The following is a 16,624-nucleotide window of genomic DNA, read 5'->3' on the forward strand; positions in this document are numbered from 1 at the left end:
CCTTAATTCTACGTGATTTATGCCAAAGAACCGGACGCCGGGTTTGTCCGGGGTCCGGTTCTTTGGGCATGCGTTTACTTTGCGTTAAGCCTGGCGTGCGAGGAGGGTGCGGGCTTCCTGGCGGGTGGTGCCGGAGTCCTGGATGCCGTCGGCGATGTGCTCTAAGTGCACGGGGATTTCGCGGCCTTTTTTGCGCATCGCGGTGGCCCAGAGGCGTCCGGCACGGTAGGAGGAGCGGACCAAGGGTCCGGACATGACGCCGAGGAAGCCGATTTCCTCGGCTTCGGTGGCGAGGTCCACGAATTCCTGGGGTTTGACCCAGCGGTCCACGGGCAGGTGCCGTTCGGAGGGGCGCAGGTACTGGGTGATGGTGATCAGGTCACAGCCGGCGGCGTGCAGGTCGGCCAGGGCTTCGGAGATTTCTTCCCGGGTTTCGCCCATGCCCAGGATGAGGTTGGATTTGGTGACCATGCCGTGGGCCCGGCCCTGGGTGATGACGTCCAGGGAGCGGTCGTAGCGGAACGCGGGGCGGATGCGTTTGAAGATCCTGGGCACGGTCTCGACGTTGTGCGCGAAGACTTCCGGGTTGGAGTCGCAGATAGCCGCGATGTGTTCGGGTTTGCCGGAGAAGTCCGGGATGAGCAGTTCCACGCCGGTGCCGGGGTTCAGTTCGTGGATCTTGCGGACAGTTTCGGCGTAGAGCCAGACGCCTTCGTCGGCCAGGTCATCGCGGGCGACGCCGGTGACGGTGGCGTAGCGCAGGTTCATGGCCTGGACGGAGCGGGCCACCTTGGTGGGTTCGAACATGTCCACGGGGGAGGGTTTGCCGGTGTCGATCTGGCAGAAGTCACAGCGGCGGGTGCATTCGGAACCGCCGATCAGGAAGGTCGCTTCCTTGTCTTCCCAGCATTCGAAGATGTTCGGGCAGCCGGCTTCCTCGCAGACGGTGTGCAGGCCTTCTTTTTTCACGAGGTTCTTCAGGCCCACGAATTCCGGGCCCATCTGGACCTTGGCCTTGATCCACTCGGGCTTGCGTTCGACCGGGACGGCTTTGTTGCGCTGTTCAACGCGCAGCAGCTTACGGCCTTCAGGTGCCAAGGTCACTGGAGTGCTCCTTCGGGGCTGGATACGAGTGCTTCTTCATGCTTGCGGAACTCTTCCTTGAAGCGCTCGGCAATATCGGCAGGGTTAATTCGTCCGGCCGGTCTCGATGGACATGGTGGTGACGCTTGCATCAGTGATGCCGCAGGCGATGATCTGTTCGTAAGGAGCTAGATCGTTGCTGCAGTTGATGGCAACTCCATGCATGGTGACGCCGTCCAGGACGCGGATGCCGATCGCTGCGATCTTGCGGTCCGGACCCTTCTCGTCAGCGAGGACCCAGACTCCCGCCCGGCCTTTGACGCGAGTGGCTTTGATCCCGTAGTCGTCGATGATCGCGATCATGACGTCCTCGAGACGCTCGACGTAGTCGCGGATGCCGGCGCGGTTCTTCAGCTTGAGGATGGGATAAGCGATCAGCTGCCCCGGTCCGTGCCAAGTCAGCTTGCCGCCACGATCGACCGGAACAACCGGCGTGCCGTCAAACGGACGCTCATGGTCTTCCGTGAGCTTGCCTGCCGTGTAGACCGCCGCATGCTCAAGGAGCAGGACGGTGCTGGGTTTCTCGCCGGCAACAACTTTGTTGTGGAGTTCGCGCTGGATATCCCAGCCCTGCATGTAGTCAACGAAATCCGGGGCAAGACCCAGCTGTGAGAACTCAAGAGTCATGGGGATAAGCTTAGACCCAGCTGGGCGAACGCCATGATTTTGTGGCCAAGCTCTCAGTCGTACTCGGCCCCGTCGCGGGCTCGGATCGGGGGCTGTGGATAACTTCTGCGGCAATCCGTGAATTCCGGTATCTCTTGAGGCATGGAGACTTTTGCACCCAGCCCCGGCGATCGGGACGATGGGAGACAGGACAACGGCGGGCAGCGCAGCGGGGCAGCCGTCGGATGGCGGGGGACCGACTGCCCCAAACCGGTGATTCCGGGCTTTGTTCCGGTCCGTGAGCTGGGCCGCGGCGCAAGCGCCACAGTGTGGCTCGCCAGGGAAGAGCGGTCGGGAACGGGTTTCGCCGTGAAATGCCTTTTTCCGGGGACTGAGGCTGAGGAAAAGGGCGTGGCGGATCCGGCCGACGCCAAGTCATCGTTGCTCCGGGAGGTACATCTGCTCTCGCGGCTGGACCACGAACACCTCGTCAGGCTCCGCGGCGTCGTTCAGTTGGCAGGGTCCTTCGACGGCGGACTGGGACTGGTCATGGACTACGCTCCCGGTGGTTCGCTGGGTCAGTTGGTGTCAACCCGGGGACGCCTTAGCGTGGGGGAGACGATAACCGTCCTGACTCCACTGGCCCAGGCTCTCGCTTACTTGCATCGCCAAGGCATGACACATTCCGATGTAGCGCCGGGGAACGTCCTGTTCACTGCCCAAGGGAAGCCCCTCCTCTCGGATCTGGGCGTTTCACGCATGGTGGGTGACGTTTCCGGCCTTGCGGGGTCCGGCACTCCGGGATTCGCGGATCCTGGAGTCCACGTCCGCGTTGCAGCCGAGCTCCAGCCAGAGCGCGATACCTATGCCCTCGCCGCCCTTGGCTGGTACTGCCTCACCGGCTCCGCTCCGGATATCACCGCGCGCAGGCCACCACTGACTTTGCTGATCGAGGGCGTCCCTGCGGCACTCGCCGCCGCCCTCGAGGCCGGACTTCATCCTGACGGAAACCAGCGGCCTTCGACGGCGGAATTCGGTATCGCCGTCTACCGGAGCGCGGCACCGGCACCGTTGGATTTGTCCGGTTCGGTCCATGCGACGGTTGTCCCCGAACTGCTGACCCGGCGTCGGGCTCCCAAACGCAGCGGAAAAGGTGCCCGCATCGCTGCATTTGTCGGACGCTTCCGTTCGCCGCCGGGAAGACGGGCAGTCCCTAGGAGCGCTCGGCGACTTTCCGGACGACGGCGGGCCGCGCCCATCGTGCTGGCTTTCGGGATGCTCGTGGTTGCCGGTTCAGCGACCGCAGCGTGGTGGGCAGCTCATCAAGGGCCGGGATCTGGCAATCAGGTGCAGGGATCCTGGCAACAAACGCAAAGCCCGACGCCGACGCCCGGCCAGCAAGTGCCCAGCCAGCAAGTGCCCGGCCAGCTTCCCACGGAGGTCCTCGACCGCATCCGGTCCCAAGACCCGGAAGAAGCTGTCCGGGGGCTATCGGCCGTCCGGGACGCGGCATTTAGTACTGGCGAACTCGAGCTGCTGGAGCGGGTCAATGTACAAGGCTCGGGTGCTGCCGCAGCGGACGGAAAAGTCAGGGACGGATTGCGGGCAGCCGGATTGGTTCTTGTTGGCTTTTCCACCAAGGTGGTCAGCTCGAGCCTGGAGGGTATCGCCGGCCCGGACCGCGCAACGGTTGTAGTCGCCGTGGAGACGTCGGCCTATGAAGAACGGGATGCCTCAGGGAAAGTGGTCCGAGTGCGTCCCGCGAGCAGCCGCAAGGAACTCAGGGTGGTCCTGTTGCGTGGCGCGGGCGAGTGGAGGATTGCCGAAATCCTGGCCAAACAGGCGTGAATCGCCAGGCAGGCGTCAGCAGAATCGGTGATCACTTGCCCCCGCTTGCGACCCATCGGGCGGCGTCAACCAGCGCAGGGTGCTGCCAGGAAAAACCGGAATCCATCAGCTTCGCCGGTTCCATGCGCTGGTTGGCAAGAATCAATTCCTCTGCCAACTGGCCGCCCAGGACGAGGCGGAGGGCCGGCGAAGGCACTCGCAGGAAGGCCGGGCGGTGCAGGGCGGCGGCCAGCTGCGCAACGATGGCGTTGACGTCGGCGCTTTCGGGGGCGCATACGTTAACGGGACCCTCAAGCGGCGAGTCGAGCAGATACTCAAAAGCTGAGACTTCATCAATCAGGGAGATCCAGGGCCAGTACTGCCGCCCGTTTCCCAAGGGGCCGCCCAAACCCCACTTCACGAGCGGCAGAAGCGGTCCCAATGCTCCGCCCTCCGGGCTCAGGACCACCCCGGTTCGCGGAGTCACCACCCGAACGCCCGGCGGTGCCGTATGGGCGGCGGCTTCCCAGTCAACGCACAGTTCCGCCAACATGCCTTTTCCGGCGCCGGAATCCTCGCGGAGCACACCGGTCCGAGAGGAACCGTAGTATCCGGACGCCGATTGGCTCAGGAAAGTTCCTGGTGGCGTTGCCAGGCGTGCCATCGCCGCCGTGAGCGTCTTTGTGCTCTGCAGGCGCGAATCAATGAGCTCCCGTACCCGGGCCTTGGTCCAGCGGCGGGCTCCGATGCCCGCCCCGGAGAGGTTGATCACTGCATCCGCACCGTCAAGCACCGCCTCGTCCAGCTGCCCGGTGGCAGGGTCCCAACTCGCTTCGCCGGTATCCGCGGGTGGACGGCGAACCAGCCGGACGACGTCGTGCCCTTTGCGGCCAAGATGTTCGGACAGTGCGGTTCCGATAGATCCTGAAGCACCAGATATCACGATTCGCATGCCCCATCACATCACGGCGAGCGTCACTTCGGCACTCCGGCTGGCCTCAAAGAGCTCGCTTCCCCTTTGACTATGATCGAACAATGACCTCCTCCAGCTACTTCCGTTTCCCGCATGTGCACGGTGATCTGCTCACTTTCGTGGCCGAAGACGACGTTTGGATTGCGCCCGTGGCCGGAGGCCGCGCGTGGCGAATTTCAGCCCAGCAGCTGCCTGCCCGCAATCCGCGCTTCACTCCGGACGGCAAGCGGCTCGTCTGGACGACGATCGTCGGTGCAGCTCCCGAGGTGGTGACCGCCGAGGTCGACGGCGGTGGATACCGGCAACTGAGCTACTTCGGCCACAGCACCACGCGGGTCAAGGGTTTCACCGTCTCGGGCGATGTGGTGGTCACCACAGCCTTCGAGCAGGCTGAAGGACGTCACACCCATGCGTACGCCTTGCCGCTCGACGGCGGTCCCGCCGTCGAGCTTCCCTTCGGCCCTGTCGAATCTGTGGCGTTCGGCCCGGAAGTGGGCGACGAGCGCCCTGTCGTCCTCGCGAGCGTGCTCTCCCGCGAGCCGGCTTGGTGGAAGCGCTACCGCGGCGGAACGGCCGGAAAACTCTGGATCGACGCCGACGGGAACGGCGAGTTCGCTCGCTTGGTCCCCGAACTGGACGGGAACCTCGCGGACCCGATGTGGGTAGCCGGCCGGATTGCCTTCCTTTCGGACCATGAAGGCTACGGAAACCTCTACTCCGTGCAGTCCGATGGTTCGGATCTGCGTAGGCACACCGATCATGAAGACTTCTACGTCCGGCATGCAGCGAGCGACGGCAAGCGGGTGGTCTTCGAATCGGCCGGCGAACTGTGGATCCTGCCGTCCCTTGAGGCCGGCTCGGAAGCGGCAAGGGTGGACCTCACGCTCGGTTCGGCATCGCCATCGCGCCGCCCGGCGCCCCTCAAAGTTTCGGCCCACGTAGGTGAAGTCTTCCCCGACTCGGCGGGGTCAGCCAGCGCGGTGGAATCACACGGAACCATCCACTGGCTGCGCCACAGAGACGGACCGTCGCGTGTGGTTGAAGCGACTCCTGGCGTGCGGGCAAGGCTTCCCCGGCCTCTTACGGAGGGTCGTATCGCCTACGTGGCGGATCACGACGGCGTCGATTCTGTGCACATCAAACGGATTGCACCGCGTGTCTCGCGGCCCGCTCTCGAAGCCCCGGTCCACACCGCCGCCCCGGCACCGCGCGCACCCGATGGGGCCGGTGCAGAACAATTGCCCCGCCCGGTTTCCGCATCAACCATTACCGGACAGCCCGCGGCTTCCACGGTGAGGCTTCCGGAGCCGCTGGCGGATGACACTCCCGGTTCGGTGGACACAGCGAGCGTGCCCGACGGCGTCCTGGATCGCCGGGCGGACCAGTTGCGGATCGACTTCCCCAAGGCAGCCCGCCCCAGCGCCCTCGAGGCCAGTCCTGATGGCAGATGGCTTGCAGCGGGAACTGCGTTCGGCGATGTCTACCTCGCCGACACAGTCAGCGGAGCCTTGTCACTGTTGGTCAGCGTAGGGGACGGCAGCATTGACGGCCTCGCGTGGTCGCCGGATTCGCAATGGCTGGCATGGTCCGAGCCTGTGACCGCGTTCGGGTCGCGAAGCAAGCTGCAGATGGTCGAGATGGCCAACCCGGACGTCATTGTGGACGTCACGGATGGCCGTTTCTGCGACGAATCGCCGGCATTCACTCCGGACGGCAAGTTCCTCGCCTTCCTCTCCAACCGAAGTTTTGACCCCGTCTATGACGGACACGCCTTCGATTTGTCTTTCCCCAGCCCCATCAAGCCGTACCTCGTGGCACTTGCGGCAGACACGCCGTCGCCCTTTGGTCCCGCAGTGGACCTCCTGGAGGTCGAACCGGATATGGATGATTCGGTCGCTGACACAGGGGCTTCGTCTGGCACGGGCGGTTCGTATGGCACGGGGGCCAAGGACGGTAAGGCGCCAACTGTAGACGTCCGGGTAGACCTTGAGGGCCTCGCGTTGCGGGTCATCGGCGTCCCCGTGCCACAGGGCAACTACTCGGGGCTCTCCGCGGCCAGCGGAGCATTGCTGTGGCTCGACACGCCTCTTTCCGGGGTCACGGGCGATGGCCGCGGGAAGGTGCAGGATAAGGCGCCCTCACCGGCCTTGGTCCGCTACGATCTTTCGAAGCAGAAGCCCGTCACCCTGGTCCCCGCGGTGGAACGCTACCGCTTGTCCGGAGACGGCAGGAAACTGGTCTTCGTCAACGACAAACAGGTTTTTGCCGTGCCGTCTGATGCCAAGGCCGATGAGGAATCAGGCGAGCTCGTCAAGGTTGAGCTGAACCGGATCCGTGTCACCATGGATCCGCTGGCCGTCTGGGGGCAGGCATTCGACGAAGCATGGCGGCTCCAGCGGGACTTCTTCTGGACCGAAGACATGGCCGGTCAGGACTGGGAATCGGTGCACCAGCGGTACCGTCCGGTTGTCGAACGCCTGGGTTCGCATGACGACCTGGTGGACCTCCTGTGGGAACTCCACGGTGAGCTTGGTACCTCCCACGCCTACGTGCGTCCGGTGGCGGCGGGGGAGCCCGGCAGCAACGGACAAGGCAGGCTAGGTGCCGACCTCAAATCCACGGAGCTCGGCTGGGAGATCACCCGGATTCTCGCCGGAGACACCTCGGATCCACTCGCCAACTCGCCCCTGACCCGGCCTGGAGCCGATGCGAAGGCCGGCGACGTGATCCTGGCGATCGACGGCGTCGAGCTCTCCGCGGACCGCACCCCTGCCAAACAATTGGCGGGTGCGGCGGGCCGCGCGGTGGAACTTACCCTCTTGAACGGCGCCGGACATGGTGAAGCGGCCGGCCAACAGCGGCGCATTGCCGTGGTTCCGGTGAAGGACGAGGAACGTTTGCGGTACCAGGAATGGGTGCATGCCAACCGGCGCACTGTGCGCGAGGCCTCGGAGGGGAAGTTCGGCTACTTGCACGTGCCGGACATGATGGCCAATGGCTGGGCCCAGCTTCACCGGGATCTCGATACCGAGACCGCGCTGGATGGCCTGATTGTTGATGTCCGGCGCAACCGCGGTGGCCACACTTCCCAGCTCGTCGCTGAATTGATCGGCCGCAAGGTCACCGGGTGGAGCATCCCGCGCGGCGAAAAGCCCCGTACCTACCCCCATCATGCACCGCGCGGGCCGGTCATTATCCTCACGGACGAATTCGCCGGCTCCGACGGCGATATCATCACGCAGGTGTCCAAACTCCGCGGCATCGGCCCGGTCATCGGCACCCGGACCTGGGGAGGGGTCGTAGGTATTGACAACCGATTCTCCTTGGCGGACGGCACGGGCGTGACCCAGCCCCGTTATGCCACCTGGTTCTCCGGGGGCATTGGCTGGAGCGTGGAAAACTTCGGGGTGGAGCCTGACATCGAAGTGGTGTTTCCTCCGCACGCCTATGCGGCGGGCACGGATCCGCAATTGGAATACGGCATCGGTGCGCTCAAGGAAATGGTCCAGGAATTGCCGACGGACCGGCCTCCGCTGCGTGAGGGCTACCGCAAGGTACGTCCGCCGAAGCTGCCGGCGAGGCCGCAACAGCGTTAGCCGGCAACCGGGCTGCCCCGCCCGCTGGTGACGAAGGCCCCGCCACTCCATCAGGAGTTGCGGGGCCTTTGTAGTCCTGGGCGCGTTGCCGCTAGGAAGCGAGCGTGGCGTCCAAGGTGATCGGGGTTGCCTTCAGTGCCTGGGATACCGGGCAGTTGACCTTGGCGTCTTCGGCCAGGCGCTGGAATTCCTCTTCGGAAACGCCGGCAATCTTGGCAACAACAGTCAAGTGGATACCAGTGATGCCAACGCCTGGCTGGAAGGTGACGTCAGCCTTCGTGTTGACCTCTTCAGGGGTGAAACCGGCTCCGGCAACGCCGTTGCTGAAGGCCATCGAGAAGCAGGCGGAGTGGGCGGCGGCAATGAGCTCTTCCGGGCTGGTCTTGCCTTCCGCGGACTCCGCGCGGGCCTTCCACGTGACGTCGAAGTTTCCGAGTCCGGAGCTGTCCAGGGTGGTGTTGCCGGCGCCTTCGATCAGGTTGCCGTTCCATACGGTGTGTGCGGTGCGTGTTGTAGCCATGTCCACTCCTCAGCGTCGTTGGGAATTGGCATCCGGATACCGGATGCCACCGGGTTCAATCCTAGGGATTCGACGACGGCGGCGCACCGCTTGTCCGCTCTCAGTGGATTGTGACCACGGCGCCTTCGGGCCGTCGATAGTTCCGGGATTACTGCCAGATCGTGGCGATGGCGATGTTGAACAACGCCAGTCCGCCGACACCGTGGGCGAGGCCGGTGGAGACCGGTTCGCCCTTCTTGACCTTGCGCGAACCAATGACCGCAAGCACGGCAACTGCGAGGCCGATGGCGAACTTGATACCGAGCTTGAAGTAGTTGGGGTCGGCATTGGGGAGCATGGGGAGGATTCCCATCATGGCGATGCCGGTGATCAGCTGCACGAATGCGCCGTCGCGCTGACGCGGGTGGACGGTTGGCTGCCTCAGGGTGGCGATCCAGTAGCCCACAATCATGGCTGCGCCGACGATGTGCAAGAACAGCAGGACGTTGAAGAGAATACTCATGGCTCCAGCTTAGCCAGAATCTTCTACGTGCCGTAGCAAAGCCACGCACTCGACGCGAACGCAAAAAAGGGGCAGGTCCCGGTGGTTTCCCACCGGGACCTGCCCGTCGTCGTGCTAATTATCGGATCTAGAGACCCAGGTCAGCTTCGAATGCGCCTTCCTCAAGGCGGACCTTGAGGGTCTGCAGGAAGCGGCCCGCGTCGGCGCCGTCCACCAAACGGTGATCGTACGTCAGCGACAGGTACATCATGGAGCGGATGGCGATCGAGTCATCACCGTTTTCGTCTGCAACCACAACTGCACGCTTGACGATGGCGCCGGTGCCCAGAATTCCCACCTGCGGCTGGTTGATGATCGGCGTGTCGAACAGCGCGCCTACCGAACCGATGTTGGTGATGCTGAAGGTGCCGCCGGAGAGTTCGTCCGGACCGATCTTCCCCTGGCGGGTGCGGCCGGCGACGTCGGCGATCTTGCTTGCCAAGCCTGCGAGGTTAAGGTTTCCGGCGTCGGTGATGACCGGGACCAGCAGGCCCTTGTCGGTGTCTACCGCAATCGCGAGGTGTTCCGCGTTGTGGTAGGTGATTTCCTGCTTGTCTTCGTCGTACGCAGCGTTCAGCTTGGGGTGCTGCTTCAGTGCTTCGGCAACGGCCTTGGCAATGAAAGGCAGGAAGGTGAGCTTGACGCCGTTCTGGGCTTCGAAGGAACCCTTCGCCTTGAGGCGGAGCTTGGCGATCTTGGTCATGTCGACCTCGTGCACCTGGGTCAGCTGCGTAGAGATTTCGAGTGATTCGCGCATACGGCGGGCGATGACCTGGCGGATGCGCGGAGCCTTCTCCACGGTCCCGCGCAGTGAGGAAGCAACCACAGGGGCTGCAGCGGCCTTGCTGGGGGCTGCCTGAGCCGCAGGTGCCGGTGCAGCTGCCTGCGCGGCTGCCTTCTTGGATTCGGCCGCGGCGAGAACGTCCTGCTTCCGAATGCGGCCGCCGACGCCGGTGCCTGCCACGGTGGTGATGTCAACGCCGCTCTGGTTGGCGAGCTTGCGGACGAGGGGGGTGACGTAGCCGGATTCCGGTGCGGAGGACTGCGACGCCGCGGGTACCGATTCAACAACAGGTGCCGGAGCTGCAGCGGCCGCAACCGGGGCTGCTTCAGCAACAGGAGCGGGTTGAGCCGGTGCGGTTTCAGCGGCAGGAGCGGCCGGAGTGGGCGCTGCTGCTGCCGGTGCAGCTGCGGGAGCGCCTGAGCCGATGACGGCGAGAACGGAGCCGACCTCCGCCGTGTCGTCCTCGTTGACCCGAATTTCCAGCAGTGTGCCGGCCACGGGGGAGGGGATTTCGGTGTCGACCTTGTCGGTGGAAACCTCGAGGAGCGGTTCGTCCACCTCGACGGTGTCACCAATGGCCTTGAGCCAGCGGGTGACGGTGCCTTCGGTGACGCTTTCGCCCAGGGCCGGGAGGGTCACGTCGTGACCCTCTGCTGCGGCCGGAGCAGATGCTGCGGCCGGAGCCGCTGCGGGGGCCGGTGCTGCTTCCGGGGCAGGTGCCGCTTCAGGGGCAGGGGCGGGTGCTGCCGGTGCTTCTTCCGCAGGTGCGGCTGCTGGAGCTGCAGCATCGTTGCTGCCGCTGCCGATCCGGACCAGGGGAGCGCCGACTTCGGCGGTCTCGTCCTCAGCTACGAGGATCTCTTCGATGATGCCGGCAAGAGGAGACGGGATTTCAGTGTCTACTTTGTCGGTGGAAACTTCGAGCAGAGGCTCGTCGACTTCCACTCGGTCACCAACCTGCTTGAGCCAGCGAGTGACGGTGCCTTCGGTGACGCTTTCACCAAGGGCGGGCAAGTTAACGGCTTCAGACATGTCGTCCCCGTTCTCCTTATTGATCTTTAATGCGGATGAGTGTTGCCTGCTGGGGTCCTGCGCCCGCAGTTCGTGCGGGCGCAGGACCGGGTGTCTTGCGTAAGACTTAGCCGTGGAGCGGCTTGCCTGCCATCGCGAGGTGGACTTCGCCCAGGGTCTCGTTCTGCGTCGGGTGTGCGTGGATGAACTGGGCCACGTCCTCCGGGTGTGCTTCCCAGTTGACAATAAGCTGTGCTTCGCCGATTTGCTCGCCCATGCGGGAACCGATCATGTGGATACCGACGACGGGGCCGTCCTTCTGGCGGACCACCTTGACGATGCCGCCGGTGCCCAAGATGGAGCTCTTGCCGTTGCCGGCGAGGTTGTATTCCTGGGTCTGGACCTGATCCTCGCCGAACTTCTCCTTGGCACCCTTTTCGGTGTAGCCAACGGTGGCGATTTCCGGTTCGCAGAAAGTGACCTTCGGGATGTTGACGTCTTCAACAACCACAGGCTTCAGGCCGGCGATCTCTTCGGCGACGAAAATGCCCTGCTGGTATCCGCGGTGGGCCAACTGGACGCCCGGGACAATGTCGCCGACGGCGTAAACGTTGCCCACACCGGTGTGCAGGCGTTCGTTGGTGATGACGAAGCCGCGGTCGATGGTGATGCCGGCGTCTTCGTAGCCGAGGTTGGCAGTGACCGGGCCGCGGCCAACAGCAACCAGGAGGAGTTCGGCTTCGAAGGTCTGGCCGTCAACCAGTGTGACCTTTACGCCGTTCTCGTCCTGCTCCACGCCCTGGAAGAAGACGCCGGTGCTGAACTTGATGCCGCGCTTCTTGAAGGCTCGCTCGAGGTTCTTGACGATAGCGGCGTCTTCGTTGGGAACGAGGGAGGGGAGGCCCTCAACGATCGTGACGTCCACGCCGAAGGACTTCCACACGGAAGCAAATTCGACGCCGATGACGCCGCCGCCGAGGACGATCACGCTCTTCGGGATGTAGTCCATGGTCAACGCTTCATCGGAAGTGATGACGCGGCCGCCGATTTCGAGACCGGGCAGCGAACGGGAGTAGGAACCCGTGGCCAGAACGATGTTCTTGCCCTTGTATGCTGTGCCGTTCACGACGACGGTATCGGTGCCTTGCAGCTTGCCTTCGCCTTCAATGACGGTGATGCCCTTGGACTTGATGAGTCCTTGCAGGCCTTTGTACTTGCCGGCGACGATTCCGTCCTTGTAAGCATTGACGGCGTTGATGTCGATGCTGTCCAGCGTCACGTTCACGCCGTACTTGGCGGAATCGCGTGCGTGGTCGGCGAGTTCTGCCGAGTGCAACAGGGCCTTGGTGGGGATACACCCGTTGTGCAGGCACGTTCCGCCGAGCTTGCCCTTCTCGACGAGACCAACGGTGAAACCAAGCTGTACGGCACGCAGAGCCGTGGCGTAGCCGCCGCTGCCGCCACCGAGTACCAGGATGTCGAATTCTTGCGCAGTTGCCTGATCGGCCACTAGGACGCTCCCTCGCGTGAGCGATGACACGCGACTACGCGTCATCTGGTCTTGGAACTTGTACTGCCGCGATTATGCCAGCACCGAAGTTCTCTTGCATTTGTGACTACCGTGGTTCACCTTAGCGAACCACTTATCCATGCTCCACCCTGCCGAGGCTTTTGTGGGGCGCTTGTGGCCAGACTCACGTCGGGCCGTGGGGCCGGTCATGGACCGGCCCCACGTGGATCGATCAGGCTGTTGCCAGCACGTCCTCGACGTAGGCGAGCAGCGTGCGGACGGTGCAACCGGTGCCTTGCTTGGGCGTGTAGCCATATGGGCTGCCGTTGTTGAAGGACGGGCCGGCGATGTCCACGTGTGCCCACGGGATCTGCTTGCCTTCGGCGTCCTTGCCGACAAACTCGCGCAGGAAGACGGCCGCGGTCATCATTCCACCGTGGCGTTCGCCGATGTTGGCGATGTCCGCCACCTGCGAGTCGAGGCTGGCCCGGAGTTCTTCCGGCAGGGGCATGGGCCAGACGAGTTCACCGGCGCGGTCGGCCGCGGCCTTAAGCGCGCCTGTGACGGCGTCGGAGCCCATGACCCCCGCGGTGCGGTTGCCGAGGGCGATGAGCTGCGCGCCGGTGAGGGTCGCGACGTCGATGATGGCATCCGGTTCTTCGAGGCTCGCTGCCACGATTCCGTCCGCCATGACCAAACGACCCTCGGCGTCGGTGTTGAGAACCTCAACCGTCTTGCCGCCATAGACCGTCAGGACGTCAGCCGGGCGCTGTGCCGCGCCGGAGGGCATGTTCTCGGCGATGCAGAGCCACGCGGTCACCTTGACCGGCAGACCCAGGCCAGCGACAGCCAGCACGGTATTCAAGTACGACGGCGGCGCCCGCCATGTCGCTCTTCATGTCACCCATGCCGAGGGCCGGCTTGATGGAAATGCCGCCGGTGTCAAAGGTAATGCCCTTGCCTACCAGGGCGATCTTCTTGGTGGCCTTGGCCGGGGCGTACTCCACCTTGACCAGGCGCGGCTGGCGGGTTGAACCCTTGCCGACGCCAAGGATTCCTCCGAAGCCGTCCTTTTCGAGGCGCTTCTCGTCCCAGACAGTCACCTTGACGGGAAGGCCCTTGGAGAGTTCCTTGGCAGCCTCGGCAAAGGACTCCGGGTAGAGGTGGCTAGGCGGCTGGTTGACCAGGGTACGGGTGGCGTTCACTGCGCGCCCGACGAGCAGCGCCCGGTCGAGGGCGGACTGGAGGCCCTTGCTATCAATACCGTCAAACGCCGTGTGGATCAGGACCTTGCCCACCGGATCCTTGAGGCCATCCTTGGTGGAGCGGTGTTCGGTGTAGGAATAGGAACCGAGCACAGCGCCTTCGGCGACGGCTGCGACGTCGGCGAGGGACGCCGTCGGGAGGGCGAGCGTCACGGAGGACAAACCAGCCAGTTGGCGGACGGCCGATCCTGCGGCCCGGCGAAGGGCCTCCTCTGTGAGGAGGGAATCGCCGGCGACTTTGCCGACACCTGCCAAGACAAGGACGCCTGAGCCGGTCTCCGGGAGACCCGGCAAGCGGTGGACCTGATCGGCTGCTCCCGTGATACCGAGGAGCCCCAACGAGGCCGCGAGGGATTCGGCAGCCTTGGCACTCAACGGGTTCCCGAGCAGGACCGGTCCGTCAGACCACTGCCCGATGCCTATCACAAGTGCGTCGCTGGGCGACTTTTTCAGGTCCTTGGCGATGGTGCCAAGGGTGATGTCTGTAGTCTTCACCACGAGGATCTGTCCTCAATTCTCTCTGCATGGCTTGGCCGGACTGCATGTTTGGCGCCGGCCCTGATACCCGTCGGTTGTCCGCTTTGTGACAACGTCGGTGGTTGCTGGGGTCCGCACATGGCGGTACGTTTCGATCGTAGTCTGTCTGACGCGCCGGAAAGCAATTAAATGAAGAGTTGCAGCACACCGGTTGACAGGAATGCGTGGCCGGTTCGAGGCGTTGTACCAATACATGGAGCGTGGAGCGCTGCCCGGGGCACCTGCCGGTGCGCAGCCGCCTGCTCCTCCCAGAACTTGCTAGAACCTGCAACTGCGAAAGGAACATGCCGTGTTTGAACGGATTTCCGGCTCACTCCTTGACCGCTGAGTCGCTTTACGCGAGCAACATCGAGCTCTTCCACAGCCCGGAAATCAGGGGCCTCAACATGCTCATGGGGTTCACCGGGTTTGCCGATGCCGGCCACGTGGTCCAGCAGATCAACCGGGAGCTGCTGGATACGCTCGACGTCGAAACGGTGGCTGTGTTCGATGCGGACCAGCTCATCGACTACCGCACGCGCCGGCCGCACATCAGCTTTGTTGAAGACCACCTGGAGGACTACAAAGCGCCTCAGTTGGCGCTCTACCGGCTGAAGGACGGTTTGGGCGAGCCGTTCCTGCTGCTTGCCGGCTTTGAACCGGACCTCCAGTGGGAACGGTTGCTGGCCGCCGCCGTCGTCGGGATCGTGGAGAAACTCGACGTCGACCTGGTGACGTCGGATGCCGACTCGATTCCCATGCCGGTTCCCGCACACCCGGCCGGTCGGCGTTCACCGGACTGCACGGCAATCGGCCGGAGCTCATCGAGGGGATCTCAACGTGGAAACCGGTGGTCGATGTTCCGTCCGCCATCGGCCACATCCTTGAGCTGCGGTTGATTGAGGCCGGGCGCAAAGTGGCCGGATACGTCATCCACGTGCCCCATTACCTCGCGGACGCCGAGTACCCGCCGGCGGCGGTGGCAGGCCTTGAATATCTTGGTGCGGCCACGTCCCTCATGTCGCCCACGGACCGCCTCCGTGAGGCCGGCAGGGAAGTTGGCCGGCAGATCGCCGAACAGGTGGAGGCCTCCGAGGACGTCCAGCAGGTGGTTTCAACGCTGGAATCCCGCTATGACGACAAAGCCGAGGGAACCGTTCGCCGGTCCCTGCTCGCGGACGAGAACGACGAACTGCCCAATGCCGAGGACTTGGGCGCGGCAGTTGAGGCGTATCTCGCACGTAAAGATGCGCGCCCATAAAGCAGCTTTAATGCGGCCCCGGGCATAATGGAAGGGTGAACGCACCCCGCGCCTGGCGGATTTGGACGATAGGGGTGCTTGCCTACCTGTGGGGCGGTGGCCCAGCGCACCTCTTTCAGTGTGTGTCCGGACTGGAAGCGACCGAACGGTTCCACGCCAGTGCGTCCGCCATCTCTTTCTTCACCGTGCTTCAGCTGCTGGGTCGACGCCGGCCTCCAGATACCCGTCGGCCTTCTTGTGGACCGCTTCGGCTCCCGCGCCATGATAGCCAGTGGTGCAGTCCTTATGGGGCTCGGCCAACTCCAGTTGGCGTATGCCGACACCGTTCCCGGCGGTGTGCTCGGCCGGGTACTGGTCGGCGCGGGCGATGCCATGACTTTCGTTTCCGTGATCCGGCTCGTACCGATCTGGTTCGCACCTGCCCGGGTTCCCCTTGTCACCCAAATGACGGGAATGTCGGGACAGCTTGGCCAACTCATCAGCGTGATTCCATTCGCGTTGATCCTTCATTCCGCGGGATGGAATACAGCGTTCGCTTGGCATTGAGTTCCCTGTCCGCGCGCTCGCGGCGGTGCTGGTCCTCGCGCTGCTCAGGGACGCTCCGCATGGCCATCCGCCCCGGGAAAGCGGCCAGGGACTGCGCGCCAGCAGGGGTCACGTTGGCGAGGGCCTGGCAGCAGCCGGGAACGCGCTTCCGGGGCTCTGGAGCCACTTCACCGTCCAGTTCAGCGGAAACGTGTTTGCCCATGTCCTGGGGTTATCCGTTTCTGGTGTCGGCGCAAGGTCTCGATGCCGCCACCGTGTCCGCCCTGATGGGTCTTTTCGTGGTCACCAGCATTCTTGTGGGGCCGCTGTTCGGAACCTTTGTCGCCAGGCTACCCCATGCGCCGTTGAGCCATGGTCCTGCTGATTACGGCTGCGACGGCGCTCGCGTGGCCGTGGTTTTTACGCTTCGACGAAGCGGCGCACGAAAAACGCGAAAGCGTTTCACGATAAATGCGAAAACTCCGATTCTGCTTCTTACTTGGTTTATCGGCTTCTGCACCACCCTGAACGAAGTACATGCATAAT

The 16,624-nt window shown here is 63.9% G+C and carries 8 protein-coding genes and 4 pseudogenes; 4 read left to right on the top strand and 8 right to left on the bottom strand.

Annotated elements, in window-relative coordinates; translation table 11 throughout:
* Positions 1–84: 84 nt before the first annotated feature.
* Together lipA and lipB are read right to left on the bottom strand one after the other, a co-directional pair.
* On the bottom strand, positions 85–1,104 hold the full coding sequence (lipA, locus tag ACF0H6_RS20845) for a lipoyl synthase (RefSeq protein WP_395251302.1): 1,020 nt from the start codon (positions 1,102–1,104) through the stop codon (positions 85–87).
* A pseudogene (gene lipB, locus ACF0H6_RS20850) lies at positions 1,101–1,770 on the bottom strand (lipoyl(octanoyl) transferase LipB). Before lipB ends, lipA begins: the two are co-directional and overlap by 4 nt.
* Before the next feature lie 141 nt (positions 1,771–1,911).
* Between lipB and ACF0H6_RS20855 the strand changes: the two are divergent.
* Positions 1,912–3,597 carry a serine/threonine protein kinase gene (locus ACF0H6_RS20855; protein ID WP_395251303.1) on the top strand — a complete coding sequence of 562 codons (1,686 nt, stop codon included), beginning with the start codon at positions 1,912–1,914 and terminating at the stop codon, positions 3,595–3,597.
* Between the two features lie 31 nt (positions 3,598–3,628).
* Here the strand turns inward: ACF0H6_RS20855 and ACF0H6_RS20860 are convergent, their stop codons facing one another.
* Complete coding sequence (locus ACF0H6_RS20860) at positions 3,629–4,528, bottom strand: TIGR01777 family oxidoreductase (RefSeq protein ID WP_395251304.1); 900 nt, start codon at positions 4,526–4,528, stop codon at positions 3,629–3,631.
* 83 nt (positions 4,529–4,611) lie between these two features.
* On the opposite strand from ACF0H6_RS20860, the gene ACF0H6_RS20865 reads away from it, so the two are divergent.
* Positions 4,612–8,145 carry a S41 family peptidase gene (locus tag ACF0H6_RS20865; RefSeq protein ID WP_395251305.1) on the top strand — a complete coding sequence of 1,178 codons (3,534 nt, stop codon included), beginning with the start codon at positions 4,612–4,614 and terminating at the stop codon, positions 8,143–8,145.
* Between the two features lie 91 nt (positions 8,146–8,236).
* On the opposite strand, the gene ACF0H6_RS20870 is transcribed toward ACF0H6_RS20865, so the two are convergent.
* From ACF0H6_RS20870 to ACF0H6_RS20890, 5 genes and pseudogenes are all read right to left on the bottom strand, one after another.
* Positions 8,237–8,665: an OsmC family protein gene (locus ACF0H6_RS20870; RefSeq protein ID WP_395251306.1), complete on the bottom strand. Its 429-nt coding sequence runs from the start codon at positions 8,663–8,665 to the stop codon at positions 8,237–8,239.
* Positions 8,666–8,813: 148 nt separating this feature from the next.
* Positions 8,814–9,167 carry a hypothetical protein gene (locus tag ACF0H6_RS20875; protein ID WP_395251307.1) on the bottom strand — a complete coding sequence of 118 codons (354 nt, stop codon included), beginning with the start codon at positions 9,165–9,167 and terminating at the stop codon, positions 8,814–8,816.
* 127 nt (positions 9,168–9,294) lie between these two features.
* Positions 9,295–11,022 carry a 2-oxoglutarate dehydrogenase, E2 component, dihydrolipoamide succinyltransferase gene (gene sucB, locus ACF0H6_RS20880; RefSeq protein ID WP_395251308.1) on the bottom strand — a complete coding sequence of 576 codons (1,728 nt, stop codon included), beginning with the start codon at positions 11,020–11,022 and terminating at the stop codon, positions 9,295–9,297.
* Between the two features lie 106 nt (positions 11,023–11,128).
* A complete protein-coding gene (gene lpdA / locus ACF0H6_RS20885) occupies positions 11,129–12,511 on the bottom strand; it encodes a dihydrolipoyl dehydrogenase (RefSeq protein WP_395251309.1) in 1,383 nt (460 codons plus the stop codon).
* A 232-nt stretch (positions 12,512–12,743) separates the two neighbouring features.
* Positions 12,744–14,274, bottom strand: a pseudogene (locus ACF0H6_RS20890) (leucyl aminopeptidase).
* 328 nt (positions 14,275–14,602) lie between these two features.
* On the opposite strand from ACF0H6_RS20890, the pseudogene ACF0H6_RS20895 reads away from it, so the two are divergent.
* Positions 14,603–15,553 (top strand): annotated as a pseudogene (locus ACF0H6_RS20895) (proteasome assembly chaperone family protein).
* 35 nt (positions 15,554–15,588) lie between these two features.
* Positions 15,589–16,444, top strand: a pseudogene (locus ACF0H6_RS20900) (nitrate/nitrite transporter); the annotation flags it as partial.
* Positions 16,445–16,624 lie beyond the last annotated feature (180 nt).

The sequence above is a fragment of the Arthrobacter sp. NA-172 genome (genome assembly GCF_043952055.1).
In the GTDB taxonomy this organism is placed as follows: Bacteria; Actinomycetota; Actinomycetes; order Actinomycetales; family Micrococcaceae; genus Arthrobacter.

Bases quoted from the DNA above. Each gene is read 5' to 3' on its own strand.
- ACF0H6_RS20875 (WP_395251307.1), bottom strand. From the start codon at position 9,167: ATGAGTATTCTCTTCAACGTCCTGCTGTTCTTGCACATCGTCGGCGCA.
- ACF0H6_RS20865 (WP_395251305.1), top strand. From the start codon at position 4,612: ATGACCTCCTCCAGCTACTTCCGTTTCCCGCATGTGCACGGTGATCTG.
- sucB (WP_395251308.1), bottom strand. From the start codon at position 11,022: ATGTCTGAAGCCGTTAACTTGCCCGCCCTTGGTGAAAGCGTCACCGAA.
- ACF0H6_RS20860 (WP_395251304.1), bottom strand. From the start codon at position 4,528: ATGCGAATCGTGATATCTGGTGCTTCAGGATCTATCGGAACCGCACTG.
- ACF0H6_RS20855 (WP_395251303.1), top strand. From the start codon at position 1,912: ATGGAGACTTTTGCACCCAGCCCCGGCGATCGGGACGATGGGAGACAG.
- ACF0H6_RS20870 (WP_395251306.1), bottom strand. From the start codon at position 8,665: ATGGCTACAACACGCACCGCACACACCGTATGGAACGGCAACCTGATC.